The sequence below is a fragment of the Collinsella sp. CLA-ER-H10 genome (genome assembly GCF_040092475.1).
GTDB lineage: Bacteria > Actinomycetota > Coriobacteriia > Coriobacteriales > Coriobacteriaceae > Collinsella.
Window position 1 is genome coordinate 1 of record NZ_JBBNLM010000015.1, and the last position, 19,836, is coordinate 19,836.

The 19,836-nt window shown below is 60.1% G+C and carries 25 protein-coding genes; 1 reads left to right on the forward strand and 24 read right to left on the reverse strand.

What is annotated here, in order from left to right:
• Positions 1-249: 249 nt before the first annotated feature.
• Both tyrS and AAAX36_RS07035 read right to left on the reverse strand, forming a co-directional pair.
• Positions 250-1,461: a tyrosine--tRNA ligase gene (gene tyrS, locus AAAX36_RS07030; RefSeq protein WP_117769435.1), complete on the reverse strand. Its 1,212-nt coding sequence runs from the start codon at positions 1,459-1,461 to the stop codon at positions 250-252.
• Between the two features lie 96 nt (positions 1,462-1,557).
• A complete protein-coding gene (locus tag AAAX36_RS07035) occupies positions 1,558-3,516 on the reverse strand; it encodes a U32 family peptidase (protein WP_349074847.1) in 1,959 nt (652 codons plus the stop codon).
• A gap of 162 nt (positions 3,517-3,678) precedes the next feature.
• On the opposite strand from AAAX36_RS07035, the gene AAAX36_RS07040 reads away from it, so the two are divergent.
• Positions 3,679-5,877, forward strand: a complete 2,199-nt coding sequence (locus AAAX36_RS07040; RefSeq protein ID WP_349074848.1) for a PBP1A family penicillin-binding protein — start codon at positions 3,679-3,681, stop codon at positions 5,875-5,877.
• Positions 5,878-6,064: 187 nt separating this feature from the next.
• Here the strand turns inward: AAAX36_RS07040 and AAAX36_RS07045 are convergent, their stop codons facing one another.
• The 22 genes from AAAX36_RS07045 to AAAX36_RS07150 all read right to left on the reverse strand — a co-directional run bounded on the left by AAAX36_RS07045 (position 6,065) and on the right by AAAX36_RS07150 (position 19,832).
• On the reverse strand, positions 6,065-6,502 hold the full coding sequence (locus tag AAAX36_RS07045; protein ID WP_006235280.1) for an ArgR family transcriptional regulator: 438 nt from the start codon (positions 6,500-6,502) through the stop codon (positions 6,065-6,067).
• A gap of 131 nt (positions 6,503-6,633) precedes the next feature.
• Entirely contained in the window at positions 6,634-7,632 is a 999-nt protein-coding gene (locus tag AAAX36_RS07050) for a glycosyltransferase (protein WP_349074849.1), read from the reverse strand.
• A gap of 203 nt (positions 7,633-7,835) precedes the next feature.
• Positions 7,836-8,660 (reverse strand): tRNA pseudouridine(38-40) synthase TruA, encoded by an 825-nt coding sequence (gene truA, locus AAAX36_RS07055; protein WP_195919230.1) that lies wholly within the window; start codon positions 8,658-8,660, stop codon positions 7,836-7,838.
• Between the two features lie 92 nt (positions 8,661-8,752).
• A complete protein-coding gene (gene rplQ / locus AAAX36_RS07060; RefSeq protein ID WP_055287451.1) occupies positions 8,753-9,220 on the reverse strand; it encodes a 50S ribosomal protein L17 in 468 nt (155 codons plus the stop codon).
• Between the two features lie 30 nt (positions 9,221-9,250).
• Positions 9,251-10,192 (reverse strand): DNA-directed RNA polymerase subunit alpha, encoded by a 942-nt coding sequence (locus AAAX36_RS07065; RefSeq protein ID WP_006235276.1) that lies wholly within the window; start codon positions 10,190-10,192, stop codon positions 9,251-9,253.
• 32 nt (positions 10,193-10,224) lie between these two features.
• On the reverse strand, positions 10,225-10,821 hold the full coding sequence (gene rpsD / locus AAAX36_RS07070; protein ID WP_006235275.1) for a 30S ribosomal protein S4: 597 nt from the start codon (positions 10,819-10,821) through the stop codon (positions 10,225-10,227).
• 19 nt (positions 10,822-10,840) lie between these two features.
• Positions 10,841-11,245: a 30S ribosomal protein S11 gene (gene rpsK, locus AAAX36_RS07075; protein ID WP_006235274.1), complete on the reverse strand. Its 405-nt coding sequence runs from the start codon at positions 11,243-11,245 to the stop codon at positions 10,841-10,843.
• 14 nt (positions 11,246-11,259) lie between these two features.
• Complete coding sequence (gene rpsM / locus AAAX36_RS07080) at positions 11,260-11,634, reverse strand: 30S ribosomal protein S13 (protein WP_022094275.1); 375 nt, start codon at positions 11,632-11,634, stop codon at positions 11,260-11,262.
• Between the two features lie 14 nt (positions 11,635-11,648).
• A complete protein-coding gene (rpmJ, locus tag AAAX36_RS07085; protein ID WP_006363204.1) occupies positions 11,649-11,762 on the reverse strand; it encodes a 50S ribosomal protein L36 in 114 nt (37 codons plus the stop codon).
• 150 nt (positions 11,763-11,912) lie between these two features.
• Complete coding sequence (infA, locus tag AAAX36_RS07090) at positions 11,913-12,131, reverse strand: translation initiation factor IF-1 (RefSeq protein WP_035137443.1); 219 nt, start codon at positions 12,129-12,131, stop codon at positions 11,913-11,915.
• A 104-nt stretch (positions 12,132-12,235) separates the two neighbouring features.
• Complete coding sequence (gene map, locus AAAX36_RS07095; RefSeq protein WP_161156850.1) at positions 12,236-13,024, reverse strand: type I methionyl aminopeptidase; 789 nt, start codon at positions 13,022-13,024, stop codon at positions 12,236-12,238.
• Positions 13,021-13,647 (reverse strand): adenylate kinase, encoded by a 627-nt coding sequence (locus AAAX36_RS07100; protein ID WP_349074851.1) that lies wholly within the window; start codon positions 13,645-13,647, stop codon positions 13,021-13,023. The genes map and AAAX36_RS07100 overlap by 4 nt, the downstream gene beginning before the upstream one ends.
• A gap of 18 nt (positions 13,648-13,665) precedes the next feature.
• Complete coding sequence (secY, locus tag AAAX36_RS07105) at positions 13,666-14,952, reverse strand: preprotein translocase subunit SecY (RefSeq protein WP_022094278.1); 1,287 nt, start codon at positions 14,950-14,952, stop codon at positions 13,666-13,668.
• Positions 14,946-15,395, reverse strand: coding sequence for a 50S ribosomal protein L15 (gene rplO / locus AAAX36_RS07110; protein WP_006235267.1), 450 nt, complete (start codon positions 15,393-15,395; stop codon positions 14,946-14,948). Before rplO ends, secY begins: the two co-directional genes overlap by 7 nt.
• Before the next feature lie 3 nt (positions 15,396-15,398).
• Positions 15,399-15,581, reverse strand: coding sequence for a 50S ribosomal protein L30 (rpmD, locus tag AAAX36_RS07115; RefSeq protein WP_006235266.1), 183 nt, complete (start codon positions 15,579-15,581; stop codon positions 15,399-15,401).
• A gap of 2 nt (positions 15,582-15,583) precedes the next feature.
• Positions 15,584-16,108, reverse strand: coding sequence for a 30S ribosomal protein S5 (gene rpsE, locus AAAX36_RS07120; protein ID WP_022094279.1), 525 nt, complete (start codon positions 16,106-16,108; stop codon positions 15,584-15,586).
• Between the two features lie 14 nt (positions 16,109-16,122).
• Positions 16,123-16,491, reverse strand: coding sequence for a 50S ribosomal protein L18 (gene rplR, locus AAAX36_RS07125; RefSeq protein ID WP_006235264.1), 369 nt, complete (start codon positions 16,489-16,491; stop codon positions 16,123-16,125).
• Between the two features lie 75 nt (positions 16,492-16,566).
• Positions 16,567-17,103, reverse strand: a complete 537-nt coding sequence (gene rplF / locus AAAX36_RS07130) for a 50S ribosomal protein L6 (protein ID WP_006235263.1) — start codon at positions 17,101-17,103, stop codon at positions 16,567-16,569.
• Positions 17,104-17,136: 33 nt separating this feature from the next.
• Positions 17,137-17,535, reverse strand: coding sequence for a 30S ribosomal protein S8 (rpsH, locus tag AAAX36_RS07135; RefSeq protein WP_006235262.1), 399 nt, complete (start codon positions 17,533-17,535; stop codon positions 17,137-17,139).
• A 119-nt stretch (positions 17,536-17,654) separates the two neighbouring features.
• Positions 17,655-17,840 (reverse strand): type Z 30S ribosomal protein S14, encoded by a 186-nt coding sequence (locus AAAX36_RS07140; RefSeq protein ID WP_022094280.1) that lies wholly within the window; start codon positions 17,838-17,840, stop codon positions 17,655-17,657.
• A 79-nt stretch (positions 17,841-17,919) separates the two neighbouring features.
• Positions 17,920-18,477: a 50S ribosomal protein L5 gene (gene rplE, locus AAAX36_RS07145; RefSeq protein ID WP_154516073.1), complete on the reverse strand. Its 558-nt coding sequence runs from the start codon at positions 18,475-18,477 to the stop codon at positions 17,920-17,922.
• A gap of 311 nt (positions 18,478-18,788) precedes the next feature.
• On the reverse strand, positions 18,789-19,832 hold the full coding sequence (locus AAAX36_RS07150; protein ID WP_349074853.1) for an XdhC family protein: 1,044 nt from the start codon (positions 19,830-19,832) through the stop codon (positions 18,789-18,791).
• Between the last annotated feature and the right edge of the window lie 4 nt (positions 19,833-19,836).

Below are 19,836 nucleotides of genomic sequence, written 5' to 3' on the forward strand. Positions count from 1 at the left end.
GACATGCCGGGGGCGGACCGGGGCGGGTTCAACGGCAGGCCCCGCCGACCGATTGCAAGCGGTCGGCGGGGCCATTGTGGCTCTTGACAGCGGATTGGGTCATATGAGCGAGCGGGCCGCATTTGAGACAAGGTGACGTGAAACGAAAGGGCGCTGACCTTCTGGTCGCGCCCTTGAAGTTGAACGTCAGATTGTCCAAATGCGGCCCGCGCAGCGTCGGCCGGTCCGCCGTTCGTTAGAACGGCGGAACTAAATCAACTTGAAACCCTTGCGCTTGCCCACGGAGAGGGTGTCGCCCAGCTTGAGGGCGCTGGGATCGATGTTATAGCTCTTGGGAGCCACGGCCTTGCCGTTGATCTTGACACCGCCGCCGTCGATATCGCGACGAGCCTGGCCGGCGCTCGCCGAAAGACCCAAGTCCTTGAGCAGGCCGGCGAGGTAGATCTGGCCCTCGTCGTTGACGGTCAGCTCAACGTGCTTCTCGGGGAAGTCGGCGAGCTGGCCCTCCTTGAACACGCGGTCGAACTCGGCCTGAGCCTCGTCGCCGGCACCGGCGCCGTGGTAGGTGTCACACAGGTCACGGCCCAGAGCGCGCTTGAGCTCGTAGGGGTCGGCAGAGCCATCGGCCAGGGCAGCGTCGATCTTGTCGACCTCGGCCGGAGTGAGCGAGCTCGCCAGGCGGTAGTACTTGCCGATCATCTCGTCGGGGATGGACATGGTCTTGCCGAACATATCCTTGGGCGCGTCGGTCAGACCGATGTAGTTGCCATAGGACTTGGACATCTTACGTACGCCATCGGTGCCCTCGAGCAGCGGCATGGTGAGCGCGATCTGCGGCTCCATGCCCATCTTCTCCATGAGCTCACGGCCGGCGAGCAGGTTGAAAAGCTGGTCGGTGCCGCCCATCTCCACGTCAGCCTTAATCATGACCGAATCGTATGCCTGCATCACGGGATACAGGAACTCGTGCAGGGCGATCGGCGTCTGGGACTGGTAGCGCTTGGTAAAGTCATCGCGCTCAAGAATGCGGGCGACGGTGAACTTGGAGCACACCTGCAGCAGACCGGCCAGATCCATCGACAAGATCCAGTCGCCGTTGTGCACGATGGTGGTCTTCTCGGGGTCCAGGATCTTCATGGCCTGGCTCACGTAGGTCTCGGCGTTAGCCTCGATCTGCTCCTGAGAAAGCTGCGGGCGGGTGGAATTCTTGCCCGAGGGGTCGCCGATCAGTGCGGTACCGTTGCCGATGATGAGGGTGACGTTGTGGCCCAGGTCCTGGAACTGACGCATCTTGCGCAGCGGCACGGCGTGGCCCAGGTGCAGGTCGGGGCTGGTGGGATCGACGCCGAGCTTGATGTTGAGGGGCTCGCCCTTCTCAAGCTTCTTGCGAAGGTCGGCCTCGGGGACGATCTTCGCAGCGCCCGAGGTGATGATACGCATTTGCTCGTCAACAGACAGCATTGGGTATCCTCCTTTTTCTATAGCACCCTCGCCGAAAACGGCGGTGCTGGAAGTCCATAAACTCTCTTATGATAACAAACTGACGCGACGCGGCACCTACGACAGGAAAATCCTCGTCCTGCCGCATGCGTCAATGGCAACTGGCAGACGTGTACCGTCACGCTCGACCAGATAGCGTACCTGCCGACGACGCAAGCAGTCGCGGCAACGAACCTGTCCCGTCGCATCGGTGGCGCAGACGCCCTCGGCGGTCAGCAGGCAGTGCTCGCACACCATAAGCTCGGGACGGTCGGCGTCGACCGGACCCAAGACGCCGGGTTCAGCAGCCAGCTCGGCAATACGCTCCGCATCATTGCCGAGCAACTCGGCCGGCAAGTACACCCGCCCCGCACCGAATCCGCGCAGCCAGGTAAGCGTGGCCCGATTCGCGCAGAACACCGGCGCCGCCACGTCAAACGTCACGCCCAGCTCGCGAGCGATCGCCACCTGCCCCAGGTTGCGGCAGACGATGCGCCCGGCACGCTGCATCAGTGAGCGGGTCCGGTCAGCGTCACTCGCGCGGCACACCTCGTCAAGCACCACAACGGCGTCGGACAAATCGAGTTCTCCGCGCGGGTCGGCATCCATCAGCTGCCAAGCAAAAACCATGCGAGTGGGAACCGCGCACTCCACCAACTCCGTCGATGCACCGCCATCCACCGCAACGCCCTCAAAGGGCAGCACTTCAACGGCACGCTCAACGGGCGCAATCGCATCCGCCTCGGCCCGCATGCGCTCCAACACCGCCGCCGTCTGATCCAACACGCCGGCGCTGCGAATCAGGTACACCTCGCAGCCCGCGTCCACCTTACGCTTGCAATGCACGACGATGCGCTTCCCCGCTGCTGCATCCACCGGGCAGGGCACCTGCGGCCAGCGCTTGGGCGCATCGGGACGCGCGTCGACACCCGGATAGAACCGAATCTCGAGCGTGTCACCCGCCGCCACGGCGGCGTCGAGCTCAACGGTCACCTCTTCGTGGCCCACAGCGACCAAACGCCCCACGCGCACGCCCTGGTTAATTGCGCGTTCAAAACTCATAAGCTCCGCACCCGAGCGGCCTCGCAAATACGCGTCGGTAAACCCGCGGTTAAACGACCTTCCCAGCTCGCGCTCAAGCTCTTCCACGGCATCGGGGTCCCACGCGCCGTCGCACAGCATATCGAGTGCCCGGCGCCACGCCCGCACCACGTTGAATACGTAATCGGGGTTCTTCATGCGCCCCTCGATCTTGAGCGACGCCACGCCGGCATCTACAAGCTCGGGCAGATGCGCAATACCCAGATAGTCGCGCGGACACAGCAGGCGATCTCCCTCGACGGCGGCAACACTCTGCCCAGCCTCGTCCACCAAGTCATAGGATAGACGGCACGGCTGCGTGCAATCACCGCGCATCGCAGAGCGGCCACGTCGAAGGGCAGAGAACTCGCACGCCCCCGAATAGCCGATGCAAATCGCACCGTGGCAGAATACCTCGATGGGCACACCCGTGGCACATAGCGCCGCAATCTCGTCGACCGTCAGCTCGCGTGCCGTCGTCACGCGCTCGACCCCCAGCTCATCGGCGGCAAGCCGCACGGCGCCTTCGCTATGAACGCCCGCCTGCGTAGACAGGTGAATCTCGACCCCGGGAATCGCCGCGCGCAGCGCGCAAGCCAACCCGGCATCGGCGACAATCAGAGCATCGGCGCCCAGCTCCAGTGCATGAGCTCCCAACACCACCGCGTCGGACAACTCATCGTCAAACACGAACACGTTGAGCGTTACGTACACACGCACGCCATGGGCATGCGCCACGGCGCAGCCGCGCGCAAACTCGTTATCCGTAAAGCCATGGGCGCTCACACGGGCGTTAAAGCCGCCCAACCCCGCATAGATGGCATCGGCACCCGCGGCGATGGCCGCAAGCATCTGGTCGAGCCCGCCCGCCGGCGCCAGCAACTCGGGCAGCGCCGCACCAGCAGCATCCAATCCAGTCTCGTATTGTCCGCTCGGCCCCATCGTCCGAATCGCCATCGACAAACTCCTTACCAAGGTATGCATTCACTCTGAAAAATGCCGTCTTCCAGCATACACGAGGCATCGCGCGCCCCGTTTGGTTTATCGTGTAATAACTTATGTCCATCCTGCCCCGACGGCACATCCACCGTCCGGCACGACATACCTGGAGGTCAATATATGGGTCCTCGCCAACGACAGGGACGCAGCCGTTCAAAGACGCATGCCCTGCCCATAATCCTGCTCTCGTTTTTGGGCTTTCTGCTGATTGCGGGCGTGGCATTTGGCATCGGCATGGTCGGCAACGTCAACCGCTGGCTGTCCGATCTGCCCGACTACACCGACGCCAACGCGTATCTGGTGAGCGAGCCCACCGAGATCGTCGACTGCAACGGCAACAAGATCGCGAGCTTCTACACGCAAAACCGCAAGTCCATCACCAAGGACGAGGTCTCCCCCTACGTGCTGCAGGGCACCGTTGACGTCGAGGACGAGCGCTTCTACGAGCACGGCGGTATCGACCTGTGGGGTATCGCGCGCGCTGCGGTGGCAACCCTCGGCGGCGGGCACGAAGGCGCCTCGACTATCACCCAGCAGCTGGTGCGCAACACCATCCTGCAGGAGGAGCAGTTCGACTCGACCATCGAGCGTAAGGTGCGCGAGGCCTACATCGCCGTCAAGATGGAGGACATGTACTCCAAAGACGAGATCCTCATGATGTACCTCAACACCATCTATTACGGCCACGGCGCCTACGGCATCGAGGCCGCAGCCGAGACCTATCTGTCCAAGAGCGCCGCCGACCTCACCCTGAGCGAGGCCGCGCTGCTCATCGGCCTTCCCAACTCGCCCTCGCAGTACGACCCCACGGTCAACCCCGACCTGGCGCTGTCCCGTCGCAACAAGGTCCTCGACAACATGTTGCGCCTGGGCCACATCACGCAGGAGGAGCACGATGCCGCACAGGCCGAGCCCATCACCCTCAACGTGACCGAAATCTCGGGCAGCGGCGTCGACGTATACTCGCAGCCCTACTTTGTCGCCTATGTTAAGCAGCTGCTGGAGCAGGAGTTCTCGACCGACGTGCTCTTTAAGGGCGGCTTGACCGTCAAGACCACCATCGACCCCACGATGCAGCAGGTGGCAGAGAATGCCGTCCGCGAGCAGCTCGACACGCTCTCGCTCGACGGCCTGGACATGGGCATGGTCGTCGTCGACCCCAAGACCGGCTACATCAAGTGCATGGTGGGCGGCTACGACTACAACGCCGACGAGAACCACGTAAACCATGCCACGGCCAAGCGTCCCGTCGGCTCCACCTTTAAGGCCTTTACGCTGGCAACTGCCATCCAAAACGGCATGAACCCCAACGTCACCCTCAACTGCAACTCGCCGCTCAAGGCCAAGGGCACCACGACCGAGGTCCAAAACTACGCCAACCATAGCTATGGCAACATCACGCTTAAGCAGGCGACGGCATACTCCTCCAACACCGGTTACATCCAGGTGGCGGAAGCCGTCGGCAACAGCAAGATCATCTCGCTCGTCAAAAAGCTCGGCATCGATCCTGCTAAGGACAACATCGAGGACGTTCCCGTCATGACGCTCGGCACCGGCTCGATCTCGCCGCTCGAGATGGCCGCCGCCTACGCGACGTTTGCCAACGGCGGCTACTATCGCCAGCCGATCGCCATCACCGAGATTGACTCTCGTACCGGTTCGGTGCTGTACCAGCACACGGACAATCCCTCACAGGTGCTTACCGAGGGCGAGGCCGCCGCGGTCACCGATGTTCTGTCCGGCGTCATGCAGGGCAGCGGTACGGGTGCTGCCGGCGCCTTGAGCGTCAACCAGCCCTATGCCGGCAAAACGGGCACCACCGACAACACCACCAACCTGTGGTTCTGCGGCTATACCCCGCAGCTGGCGTGCGCCCTGTGGACCGGCTATTCCGCAGGTGAGATCCCCATCCAAAAATACGGCACGGACCTGCTGGGCGACAGCACCAACCTGCCTGTCTTTAAGCGGTTTATGAACACCGTTCTGACCGGTACCGAGCGCGAGGAGTTTGCGACCGGAACGGCGCCCACCTACAAGAACAACAGCGTCTGGAAGTTCTACGGCACCAACAACGCCAAGAAGACGGAGAACGACGACAAGGACGAGAACGAGGACGAAGAGGAAACTACCACAACGACTACCACGACGACCACGACCACCGAGACCACGGGTGGCGACACCACCGGCGGCACCGGTACGACCGGTGGCTCGACGGGCGGCTCAACTGGTGGTTCGACCGGCGGCGATGGCGGCACGCCTACGCCTACGCCTACGCCCACTCCCGACCCCTCGCCCACGCCTGACGATACGGTCGGCTAGAAATCGTCCGGCCATAAGCAACAAGGCCCCCGAGCAGCTTATTAAACTGCTCGGGGGCCTTTTAGTTTAAAGCGACCTGGTGGGCGGTCTTTATACCGGCAAACAAAAAGGGGGTACCGACCAACGTCGATACCCCCTTACAAGCCACTATGTCACGCACACAGTGCCGAGCGCACGACCCGCACGCCTACTTGCGAGAATTGCTCAGCTTATTGATCAGCGCCTCAAGACGCTCGCCGTCCTCGGCCGTCTGGGCAATAACCAAAATCGTATCGTTGCCGGCAAGCGAGCCAAGCACATCGGGCAGCTCTGCCGCATCAACGGCGGCGGCGATGCCGGAAGCCGTGCCAGGCTGAGCCTTGATCATAACCAGATTATCGGTGCGCAGAACGCCCGTTACGAGCTCGGAAACCATACGCTGCAGGTGCAGGTCCTCTGCCAGAACATAGATGCCCTCAGGGAGCTTACGCAGCCCCATATCGGCAATATCGCGAGAGACAGTCGCCTGCGTGCAATCAAAGCCCATAGCGCGGAGCTCATCGACCAGCACGCGCTGCGTGCGGACGTCCTTATTGCGCACAATATCTCTAATGGCATCCTGGCGCCCATTGCGTTTTTTAGCCATACAAACCCTCTCTCCAAAAGATGCGGAGACAATCAATCAGTGATTGAATAGTTTAACGCTATTTGAAGGCTTTTGTGTATAAGAACGCATTTCGAAACAATTCTATGCAAATTTGTTTCGAGATGAGCCGTTTAGGCGGTTTTTGCGCCCGTCCGGTTAAGAAAAGCTGCCAGATGCGTACACATCACGCAGCGCGCGGGCTTGGCGCTGGCGATCGGCCCAAACAACAGACCGAGCCCCCGATGGTTATCCTTGAGCGCGGCGACCATCTGACGGGTTCGAGGCGCCTCGAGTATATCACGTATACGGGCGGAACGCTCGATTGACGACACCCCATGCGGGCTCAGACACAAATTCTCGATGCAGGCGACCAGTCCGGCAAAGTAGAACTTTTGGGTTGCCAGCTTGAGCCGACCACCGCTATCTGCTTCCGAGAGTGAGTCCGTAAGCTCGTCGAGCGCCCGGGTGTCATCGGATACCTTGGCATACATGGTGGGATCAAAGGCATCTGTAAGCTTAGGTGCCGCCGCGTGGAAACAAGCGTCGCCGCATCCGGAGACGCGCTGCGCCCGCGAGAGCGAGCACGCCATAAACCCAACTGTGCGAAACGCCTTGTCGTACAAAAGGCATGCCTCAAACAGCGGACGGCTATACATCACGCCAGAGGTCTGAACGACTAGGCCGCCTAAAATCAACTGGGACAGCCCGGTCACCATCGAAGATTTGCTATCAATGGAAATATGAGCAGCATCCAAGACGCGCGAATGGCGCTCTCGATGTGCATCATAGCGGTCGAGCGACACCGTGGGGAGCACTATGTCTGCCGCAGTATCGCACGCGATATCGACCATCTTGGAAAGAGACTGCGGAGCAAACCACTCATCGGCGTTCATGGCGATGATTTGAGAGCCGCGCGAGGCAGCAAAACCGGCACGAAGACAAGCGCCGCGCTTCGCGTCCTCGACGTCAATCAAATCAATATGGATGTCCCTGTCGGCGGCAACTTGAAGCGAATGGCGCACACCAGGCGCAGCATCGCGGCAGACAACGACAATCTGCAAATCGTAGAGGTCTTGGTTCTGGATACTCTCGAGCGCACGCATCGCATAGCTGGGCGAACCTTCTACCACAAGGATCACCGAAAGTCGCGGATGCGAGCCACGTCGAACCAAGTTATCCGTCCTCTCGACAGCAATAAATCAAACCGTGGTTCATGGTACACCCCGGCAATAAAAGCAATGAGACACCAGTTGTATTGCACGTCAAGAACAGATGTTGCACACGCGCAGCCCACAGATGACAGGTGTCGACGCACGACGCGTCGAGCCCTCCCCTAGTCGAGCACGACAAGCTCGGCGGGATCGTAATCCACGCCCATAAACGTAAGGCCGCAGGCAGGAGCCGTGGGGCCCGCAGCGGTACGGTCGCAAGCATCGATGACCTCGCGCATCCACTCGGGTTCACGGCGATGCATGCCAATCTCGACAAGCGTGCCCACGATCGTGCGGACCATCGAATGCAGAAACGCATTGCCCTCGATGGTAAACGTCAGGATGTCCTCGCCAAACGCAACCTCATGGCCAAACTCGGCACGCATCACGCAGCGATGCGTGGGCTTGCCAACGGCCGAGGCAACCTTGCAAAAGCTCTTAAAGTCCTGCTCACCCAAAAGCGCGGGACAGGCCGCAGACATGGCCTCGACGTCCAAGGGATAGCGATGCCACCACACGGCACCCCGTGAGAGCACGGGACGCGCGTCGCGATCGGCAATACGGTATGTATACGTACGGGAACGCGCGTCAAAGCGTGCAGAAAAGCCTTTACGGGCCTTGTAGACCTCGTTTATGGCGATATCTTTGGGTAGCAGGGCATCCATAGCCCGCAGCCACCTACGGCGCGTACAAGCGAGCTCAGCATCCGTTACGGGCACGCTGATGTACTGAGCCACGGCATGTACGCCGGCATCGGTACGCCCCGCGCACGTCAGGACAATCGGACGGCGCAGGAGCGTCTCGATAGCGCGGCGCAGCTCGCCCGCAACCGTCGTCTGACCGGGCTGCTCGGCAAAGCCGCTGTAGGACGAGCCATCGTAGGCCACGCGGAAAACGAGCGTGGCATCGAGCTCGGGAATCGAATTGAAATCAGACGGCGCGGTCATGGACGCTCCCAACAAACAGACAATGGCATTTCGACAAAAAAAGAGGGGTACGCGAACGTACCCCTCGAATATAGCCTATGCAGACGGATTGTCTACTCAGCGGTCTCCTCAGCAGGAGCCTCCTCGGCAGCCTCGACCTTCTTGGGAGCAGCGGCCTTCTTGGGGGCCGGAGCAGCCTTCTTGGCCTTAGGCGTGCAAGGCTCGGTGACGAGCTCCATGATAACGATGGGAGCGTTGTCGCCCTTGCGGTTACCGAGCTTCATGATGCGGGTGTAACCGCCGTTGCGGTCCTGCCACATGCCCTGAGCAGCCTTGTCGAAGATCTCGGCAACGAGCTGCTTATCGCCGAGCTTGGCGATAGCCAGACGACGAGAGTGCAGGTCGCCCTTCTTGGCCCAGGTGATGATCGGATCGACGACCGAACGCAGCGCCTTAGCGCGGGTCTCGGTGGTCTTGATGCGGTCGTTCTCGAAGAGGGCCTTAGCAAGGCTCTTCTTCATGGCCTTGGTGTGGCTCGCATCGGTGCCGAGCTTCAGGCCCTTCTTAACGTTATGACGCATGGTCTAGTTTCTCCTCAAATATGCGAAGCATTAAGCCTTCAGGCTCAGGCCCATGGACTCAAGCTTGTCCTTCACTTCCTCGATCGACTTAACACCGAAGTTACGGATGTTGAGCAGATCGTTCTCCGAGAACTCAACGAGCTGACGGACCGAGTGAATGCTGGCGCGCTTAAGGCAGTTGTAGGAACGGACGGAAAGGTCCAGATCCTCGATCTGCTTGTCCAGCTCGGCGTTGTCGTTGGTGACCTCGGGAGCGAAGATCGAAGCCTCCTCCTCGACCTCGGGGGTCTCGGCAAGGTTCATAAAGGCGGCCATATGCTGGTTGATGATATTGGCAGCCTGGACCACGGCGTCGCGCGGGGCGATGGAGCCGTTGGTCTCGATCTCGAGGACAAGGCGGTCGTAGTCGGTGTGCTGACCGACACGGCAAGCCTCAACGAGCTTGGCGCAACGGGAAACCGGCGAGTACAGCGAGTCGACGTGGATCACACCGATGGGATCGTTGTCGCGCTTGTTGGCCTCGCCAGAAACATAGCCGCGGCCATAGCCGATGCGCATGCTCATGGTGAGATGGCCACCCTCGGTGAGCGTAGCGATGTGCTGCTCGGGGTTGACCAGCTCAAACTCGGACGGAATAAAGAAGTCCGCACCGGTGACCTCGCAGGGGCCGTCAACCGAAATGGTGGCGGTCGCCTCGTCGGTCGTGCCGAGAGCCCTGAAGACAAGACCCTTGACATTCAGGACGATGTCGGTGACATCCTCGACCATGTTAGGGATGGTCATGAACTCGTGCTGCGCACCATCGATCTGAATAGCCTCGACGGCGGCACCCTCGAGCGAGGACAGAAGAACGCGACGAAGGGAGTTACCCAGCGTATCGCCGTAGCCACGCTCGAGCGGCTCGACGGAGACACGAGCAGACGTCTCGTTGATCTCTTCGACCTGAACCTGAGGCCTAATGAATTCTGACATGTATTACCTCCAGCCTCAGCAGCCCGGATGGACTACTTAGAGTAGAGCTCGACGATGAGCTGCTCGTTGATATCACCGCTGATCTGCTCACGCGTCGGCAGAGCGAGCACGTTACCAGACAGCTTCTCGATATCGACCTCGAGCCAGCCAGGGACCTCAAAGCGCTCGGAGGAAATCAGGGCCTCCTTGATGGGGAGGAGGTCACGGAACTTCTCGCCGACAGCGACGACGTCGCCGGCCTTGACGCGGTAGGACGGGATGTCCACGCGCTTGCCGTTCACGGTGAAGTGACCGTGACGGACGGACTGACGAGCCTCTTTGCGGGTGCGGGCGAAGCCAAGACGGAAGACGACGTTGTCGAGGCGAGACTCAAGAATGATCATGAGGTTCTCACCGGTGACGCCGTTCATCTTACGGGCCTTGTTGAAGTAGCCATGGAACTGCTTCTCCAGAACGCCATAGATGAACTTGACCTTCTGCTTCTCGCGCAGCTGCATGCCGTACTCAGATTCCTTGCGACGGCGCTTGGGCTGACGGATAGATTCCTTCTTGCTGCTGTAACCGAGCTCAGCGGGATCGATCCCGAGCTGACGGCAGCGCTTAAGAACAGGAGTCCTGTCGATTGCCATATTGATACGATCCTTTCAGTTACACGCGGCGACGCTTCTTGGGGCGGCAGCCGTTGTGCGGAATGGGGGTCTTGTCCTGGATGCTCGAGACCTCGAGGCCAGCAGCCTGGAGGGAGCGGATGGCGGTCTCACGACCGGAGCCGGGGCCCTTGACGAAGACGGAAACCTTCTTCATACCGTGCTCCATGGCCTGCTTGGCAGCAGCCTCGGCAGCCATCTGGGCAGCGAACGGCGTGGACTTACGGGAGCCCTTGAAGCCCACCTGGCCAGCCGACTTCCAGGAAATGACGTTGCCCTGGGGATCGGTGATCGAAACGATAGTGTTGTTGAACGTAGAACGAATGTGAGCCTGGCCCACGGAAATGTTCTTACGGTCCGCGCGCTTCAGACGGGCAGCGCGAACGTTCTTCTTAGCAGTAGCCATCTATCTAGCGCTCCTTATTTCTTCTTCTTAGCACCGATCTGACGCTTCGGGCCCTTGCGGGTACGAGCGTTAGTGTGGGTGCGCTGGCCGCGGACCGGGAGGCCCTTGCGGTGACGAAGGCCGCGGTTGCAGCCGATGTCCATAAGGCGCTTGACGTTCTGGTTGCGCTCACGGCGGAGGTCGCCCTCAACCATGATCTGGTTCTTATCGATATAATCGCGGATGGCGTTAACCTCATCCTCGGTGAGGTCCTTAACGCGCGTATCCACGTTAACGTTGCACTCGACGCAAATCTTCGTCGCAGTGGTGCGGCCGATGCCGTAAATGTAGGTCAGACCGATCTCAACGCGCTTCTCACGCGGGAGGTCGACACCATTAATACGGGCCAACGTAGTCTCCTCTCTTAACCCTGACGCTGCTTATGACGGGGGTTCTCGCAAATGACGAGGACCTTGCCATGGCGCCTAATGATTTTGCACTTATCGCACATCTTCTTGACCGAAGGACGTACCTTCATCGTTCTTCCTTTCGGTAGCGCTCAAACTACTTCCCTACTATCTACTCGCCCAGCCGCAGGCGTTTAAAACTATGGCTGGTCTTCACACACAATCCGACCGTAGGTTGAGCTAAGCCTGCAGCCGGAAATGGAGTGCGTGTATGCGTGCCGCTATTTATAGCGATAGGTGATGCGGCCACGGGTCAGGTCGTACGGGGAAAGCTCCACGACAACCCTGTCACCGGGGAGAATGCGGATGTAATTCATTCGGATCTTGCCAGAAATGTTGCACAGAACCGAATGACCGTTCTCGAGCTCGACCTTAAACATGGCATTGGGCAGCGGTTCCTTTACCGTACCCTCGAGCTCAATTGCGTCTTCCTTCTTCACAAGCAATCATCTTTCTCTAGAAAACGACAGCGATTGAGTATTCTACAACACGTATGCACGCATCGTAATAACTTCGTAATGGCTCCACAACTAAGTGGAACTTGTTACATTTCTCCGCCCTGCAAGGAACACCAGGCACCTTGCGCATCCGTGGTGAGAATCACCGGACCGTCATTGGTAATGGCGACGGTGTTCTCGTAGTGCGCGGCAGGCAGGTGGTCGTTGGTCGTAACAATCCAACCGTCGGAGCCCGTGCTCACATGGTTGGAACCCATCGTAACCATCGGTTCGATGGCAATGACCATGCCGGCCTGGAGGCGAACACCCCTCCCCTTCTTTCCATAGTTAGGAACGTTGGGGTCCTCGTGCATCACGCGGCCAATGCCATGGCCCACATAATCACGAAGCACGCCGTAACCGTGAGACTCGGCGAGGAACTGAACGGCATAACCGACGTCCCCGATATGGTTACCGGGAACAGCCTGCTCGATGGCAGCCTTAAGGCAATCGCGCGTGACCTCGCACAAAGCCTTGGCTTCGGGCGTGGGGGTGCCGACGAAAAACGTCCAAGCGTTATCGCCGACCCAACCGTCGACAACGGCTCCCGTATCGATGGAGATGATATCGCCATCGCGCAGGATCATGTCAGGGTTGGGAATACCGTGGACCACGGCATCGTTGATCGATGCGCAAATGGTCCCCGGGAACCCGCCGTAACCCTTAAAGGCCGGGGTGCCGCCATGCATGCGGATAATCTGCTCCGCGAGCTGATCGAGCTCAAAAGTCGAAACGCCGGGGCGCACCATGGCTCCAACGTGGCGGAGCGCCATCTTAGATAGCGCTCCTGCCTTCTTCATCTGCTCGATTTGCGTTGCAGACTTAATCTTGATCATAGACCGAGAGCTTCTTTGACATCCCCGTACACGGTCTCGCGAGCCTGGTCACCGTTGACCGACTTGAGCAGACCCTGGCCACGATAGTAGTCGACGAGCGGGCTCGTGGACTTCTCGTAGACGTCGAGACGGTTCTTGATGGTCTCGGGCTTGTCGTCGTCGCGCTGATACATCTCGCCTGCGCACTTGGGGCAGATGGCATCGGCAGCGGTGCCGGTGTAACCGCAGGCGCGGCAGGTGCGACGCGAAGACAGACGATCGATGATGACCTCGGGGGCCACATCGACCAGAAGGGCGCAATCGATCTCGCGACCCATAGCGGAGAGCTCGGAATCGAGCGTCACAGCCTGGGCGGTGTTGCGCGGGAAGCCGTCGAGGATGAAGCCCTGCTGGGCGTCATCGGCGGCAAGGCGCTCCTTGACAAGGTCGATCACGAGCTGGTCGGGAACGAGCTCGCCAGCGTCCATGTACTTCTTAGCCTGAATACCAAGCTCGGTGCCACCCTTGACGGCAGCACGCAGCAGGTCGCCCGTGGAAATGTGGGCGACGCCAAACTCGGCGACGAGCTCCTGTGCGACGGTGCCCTTACCGGCACCCGGAGCTCCGAGCAATACGAGGTTCATGAGCAATCCTCCTCTAGCCTATTTAAAGAATCCATCGTAATCATACATCTTGATCTGGCCTTCGAGCTTATCGACCGTGTCGAGCACGACGCCGACCATGATGAGGATGGACGTGCCGCCAAATGCCTGGATCAGCTGGTTACCCGTGAAGGAGAAGATGATCGAAGGCACGATGGCGATGAGCGCCAAAAAGACAGCGCTGGGAAGCGTGATCTTGTTGAGCGCGTTCTTGATGTAGGCCGCGGTAGCCCTACCCGGACGCACGCCCGGAATAAAGCCGCCCTGCTTCTTAAGGTTGTCGGCCGTATCATCGGGGTTGAACACCATGGAGGTGTAGAAGTACGCGAAGAACACGATGAGGACAACGTTAAGCACCCAGTTGAGCCAGCCGCGCGAAAGCGCAGAGGCAACTGCCTGGATCCAGCCGATGCCGGGGAAGAACACGGCAATCTGAGCCGGGAAGTACAGCAGCGCCGAAGCGAAGATGATCGGCACGACACCCGCGGTGTTGACCTTGATGGGCAGGTAGGTGGTCTGGCCACCCATCATGCGACGGCCCACGACGCGCTTAGCGTAGGAGACCGGGATGCGGCGCTGGCCGCGCTCAAGGAAAACAATCAGCGGGATAACCAGCAGGATGATGGCGCAGATGATCACCATGGTGATGATGCCACCGGCATTGCCCTCGGTGCTGGAGAAGATAGCCTGCGGCAGACCGGCCATGATGTTCGCAAAGATGATCAGCGACATGCCATTGCCGATACCGCGCTGGGTGATGAGCTCACCAATCCACATGATCAGCATGGCGCCCGCAGTGAGCGTGCCGACGATCATGAGGTCGAAGATGATCTCGGGAGCGCCGGCGCCATTAAAGCTGATGCCGAAGCTCTTAAAGAGGAAGAGGTAACCCACGGAGTTGAGGATTGCCAGAGCCAGGGTGAGGTAACGCGAATACTGCGTAATCTTGGTCTGACCGACCTCGCCCTCGCGGGCAAGCTCATGCAGGGAAGGCACGACGGCCTGGAGCATCTGGAGGATGATCGAGCTGGTGATGTAAGGCATGATGCCCAGCGAAAACACCGACACATAGCTCAAAGCGCCGCCAGAGAAAAGATTCAGGAGGGCCATAGCACCTGCGGCGACCGAATTGTTATCGGTCGAGAAAAGGCCCAGCATCCCCTGGAAGGGAATGCCGGGCACAGGAACGTGCGCACCAATGCGGTACACGACGAGCATAGCTATGGTAAAAAGAATCTTTTCGCGCAATTCTTTGATGCGGAAAGCATTCTTAAGACCATTTAGCACGGCAGCTCGACCTTTCCGCCGGCGGCCTCGATCTTGGCCTGCGCAGAAGCGCTGACCTTGTCGACCTTGACCGTGAACTTCTTGGTGAGCTCACCATTGCCGAGCACCTTGACGGGCTCGAACTCGCTCTTGGTGATGCGAGCGGCCTTAAGAGCGGCACCGTCGATCACAGCGCCGTCCTCGAACTTACGCTCGAGACGCTCAACGTTAACAGCGGTGTACTCGATACGACGGGGGTTGCGGAAGCCCGGAAGCTTGGGCAGGCGCATAGCCAGCGGAGTCTGGCCACCCTCGAAGCCGGCACCCTTGGTGCCGCCAGAGCGGGAACCCTGGCCCTTCTGGCCGCGGCCAGAAGTGGTGCCGTGACCCGAAGAATTGCCACGGCCGACGCGCTTGCGGTTCTTGGTGGAACCGGGCGCGGGAGTAAGATCGTGAAGCTGCATTTGCTACTCCTCTACAATCTCGACAAGGTGCTTGACCTTGAAGATCATGCCGCGGACGGACTCGTTGTCAGCAATCTCGCGAACCTCGCGGATCCTGTGGAGACCGAGGGCACGGACAGTACGGACCTGGTCCTGCTTGCAACCGTTGGTGCTGCGGACCTGCTTGATCTTGATGGTGTCAGCCATGCTTAGTTCTCCTTACCGACGAACATCTCGGAGACCGTCAGGCCACGGCGAGCCGCGACGTCCTCAGGGCTGGAGAGCTCCTTGAGGCCCTCGACGGCAGCCTTGATGATGTTGAGGCCGTTGTCGGTACCGAGGGACTTGGACAGGACGTTCTTGATGCCAGCAAGCTCGAAGAGGGGACGCACAGCGCCGCCGGCGATAACGCCGGTACCCTCGACAGCGGGCTTGATGATGATGCGGCCGGCACCAAAGTGACCGAGAACCTCGTGCGGAATGGTGCCCTGATCGGTCACCGGCACGTGGAACATGTTCTTCTTGGCATCGAGAGACGCCTTGGAGATGGCCATGGGCACCTCAGCGGACTTGCCCATGCCAACGCCGACGTTGCCCTTGCCGTCGCCAACGACGACGAGAGCGACGAGGCTCATGCGACGACCGCCCTTGACGGTCTTCGACACGCGGTTGATGTAAACGACGCGCTCCTCGAACTCGGAGGCCTCGCGCTGCTGCTTCTGATTACGAGCCATGTGCTACATACCTCCTAGAACTCGAGACCGGCGGCACGAGCACCGTCGGCGAGGGCCTTGACGCGGCCATGGTAGATACGGCCACCGCGATCGAAGGCGACCTTGGTGATGCCGGCCTCGATGGCGCGCTTGCCAACGAGCTGACCGACCTTCTCCGCAGCCTCCTTGTTCGAGGTGTGGGTGCCCTTGAACTCGGCCTCGAGGGTCGAGGCAGAGACGAGCGTCAGGCTGGAACCCTTGCTGTCGTCGATGATCTGGGCATAGATGTTGGCGTTAGTACGGGTCACGCGAAGACGCGGACGCTCGGAGGTACCCGAGACCTTGCCGCGAACACGACGCTGACGACGCTTGAGGCCTTCCAGCTTCGCCTTATGCTTGTTCATACGTAAACTCCTAAAAAGGTTGATCTTGCCAGCACCTGACGGGGTGCTGGTCTTATGCGAGTGAGTCGGTTACGACTACTTGGCGGCCTTACCCAGCTTGCGGCGGATGTGCTCGCCAACGTAGTGGATACCCTTGCCCTTGTAAGGCTCGGGAGGACGATGGCCGCGGATCTCAGCGGCGATCTGACCGACCTGCTGCTTGTTGATACCCTTGACGTTCACGTGGGTGTTGTCGGGAACCTCGAAGGTGATGCCCTCGGGAGCCTCGACGATCACGGGGTGCGAGAAGCCCAGGGAGAACTCGAGGTTCTTGCCCTTCTGCTGCACGCGGTAACCGACGCCGGCGAGCTCGAGCTTCTTCTCGAAGCCCTCGGAAACGCCAACAACCATGTTGTGGATGAGGGCACGGGTGAGGCCGTGGCGGGCACGGGTCTCACGCTCGTCGTCGGGACGGGAAACGGTGAGGACGTTGTCCTCGACGTTGATAGCGAGCTTCTCAAAGACATCGAGCTCGAGCTGGCCCTTGGGGCCCTTGACGACAACGTTGTTGCCGTTGACTGCCACTTCGACTCCGGCGGGAATCTGGACAGGCTTATTACCGATACGAGACACGGTGATCTCCTTTCCTTCTACCTACCGAGCGAATTACCAGACGTAAGCGATGATCTCGCCGCCGACGTTGTGCTTGCGAGCATCGCGGTCGGTCATGACGCCATGGCTGGTGGAAATAATGGCGGTACCAAGGCCACCGCGGACGCGGGGCATGTCGGCAACGCCGGTGTACTTACGCAGGCCCGGCTTGGAAATGCGGCGGATGCCGTTGATGACCTTAGCCTTCTTGGGACCATACTTAAGCGTGATGTGCAGAGTCTTCTGGGGAACGGTGTCCTCGACATCGTAGCCCTCGATGTAGCCCTCCTCGTGCAGAACACGAGCGATCTCGACGAGCTTCTTGCTGCTCGGCATGGAGACCGTGGCCTTGTTCACAGAGTTAGCGTTACGGATGCGCGTAAGCATATCTGCGATCGGGTCTGTAAGGTTCATACAGATTCTCCTTCGTTCTTGATGAACACGTGCTCTTGGTTCTTCGCCGCCCTTAACGGCAAAGCCTTTTTAGCGCGTTTTCCCTGTTCCAAACTGATGCTTGAAACGCTGGTAGTGACTTACCAGCTGGCCTTCTTAACGCCGGGAAGCTCGCCCTTGAGTGCAAGCTCGCGGAAGCAGACACGGCACAGGCCGAACTTGCGGTACACAGAGTGCGGACGGCCGCAGCGCTGGCAGCGCGTGTACTCACGAGTAGAGAACTTCTGCTTGCGATTGCACTTGACGATCATCGATGTCTTAGCCACTTATATCCTCCTCACATAGAGTATTGTTCGCCCCAAGCGCCGCCCCCTTGTGGGAACGGCGCTTATAGGGCAGGTGAACCTATTTCTTGAACGGGAAACCGAAGGCGTCCAGAAGGGCCTTGGCCTCCTCATCGGTGTTGGCGGTGGTCACGAAAGTGATGTCCATACCACGCTGGTGATCGACGGAGTCGAAGTCGATCTCGGGGAAGATGAGCTGCTCGGTGACGCCCATGGAGAAGTTACCACGGCCGTCGAAGCTCTTGGCGGAGATGCCGCGGAAGTCGCGGATACGGGGGATCGCGACGGAGGTCAGACGATCGAAGAACTCCCACATACGGTCGCCACGCAGGGTAACCTTGCAGCCGATCGGCATACCGGCGCGCAGGCGGAAGGTAGCGATGGACTTGCGGGCACGGGTGATCATCGGCTGCTGGCCGGTGATGGCGCGCAGGTCGCGCACGGCACCGTCGATGGCCTTGGAATCGGTAGCGGCCTCGCCGACACCCATGTTCACGACGATCTTCTCAAACTTGGGGATCATCATGACGTTCTCGTACTGGAACTTGTCCTGAAGCTGCTGCTTGACCTCGTTGTTGTACTTGGCCTTCAGACGCGGCACATACTTCTCTTCTGCCATTGTTCACTCCTTCTTGGGGTTTTAAGCACGGGGCGTGGCCACGATGGGTTGTCCTCGTGCCTCCTGGCTGCATCCGCGCCGCTCATGGCATTTCGCGGTTTGGACTCGACGCAGCAGGAGCCGACAAAACAATCGGTACTATACGCGCATCGGGAGCGTATTTCCAGAAAAACCTCGTCTGCCTGCACAACTCCACAACTCCCCCGCACAAATGGGTCCCAACAAACAGTTGCGGTGAAATAGGGACTGTTGGGCGGCCTAACAGGCTTAAACAATCCGTATTTCACCGCAACTTATTGGTGGAGATGCGATTAGCGCTTGCGGGGGACGAGCTTGGTGCGGCGCAGGTGGATCATCTCGGCGGCAATGGAGATAGCGATCTCTTCGGGATCCTCGGCCTCGATGGCAACACCGATCGGCAGGTGCAGCTCGTCGATCTGGTCCTGCGTAAAACCTTCCTGCTCCAGGCGGGCACGCACAAAGGCCGTCTTGCGGCGCGAGCCCAGACAGCCCAGGTAGGCAGGCTTGGCGCGCATGGCCTGAATCACCACGTCGATATCGGACTTGTGACCCGCCGTGGCGACGACCACCAGGTCGCGCGGGCCGATGGGGCACAGCTCGCTCAGGTTCTTGTAATCGACCAAGCGACGATCGTAGACACCGGGCACCCAATCGGGGGTCAGCGTGCCGGGGCGGTCGTCGCACGCCACGACGGCAAAGCCCGCCGCCGTGAGCACCCGCGCCGTCGCGGCGCCCACGTGGCCGCAGCCAAAGATATAGGTCAGGCCCTCGGGGCAGAGCGTCTCGATGTGCGCCGCGGGAATCTCGGAGGCGGCGTTGGTGTAGGTGACCTTACTCCCCTCCTCCACCAGCGAAAGCTCGGGGCAGCCGGCAATGGTATGGCGCGATGCCTCGCTATGGTACTCGACCACATCGCCCTCCAGGGCCTGAATGACAAACGGTTCAAAGTCGATGACGAAGTCGCCGATACGTTGATACGTCAAGACGTCGGCAATTTCCTGGAACAACGGTGCCTGGATCGCATCCAGATGCAGATAGCACAGGCAGATGGCTCCGCCGCAGATCATACCGGTATCGGAGTTCTCGCCGCCCATGGTGTAGCGGACCAGACGCGATTGCCCCGCGGCCAGCAGCTCTCGCGCCTCGTCCAGCGCAAAAAGTTCGATCTTGCCGCCGCCGATGGTGCCCGCCTGGCTACCGTCGGCAAAGACGGCCATCCAGGCGCCCACGCCGCGCGGCGACGACCCCGCCGTGCCGGCCACGACCACGAGCTCGCACGTCTCGCCAGCACGCAGGGCGACAAGCGCCGCATTCACAACATCGAGCTTTTCCATTGCC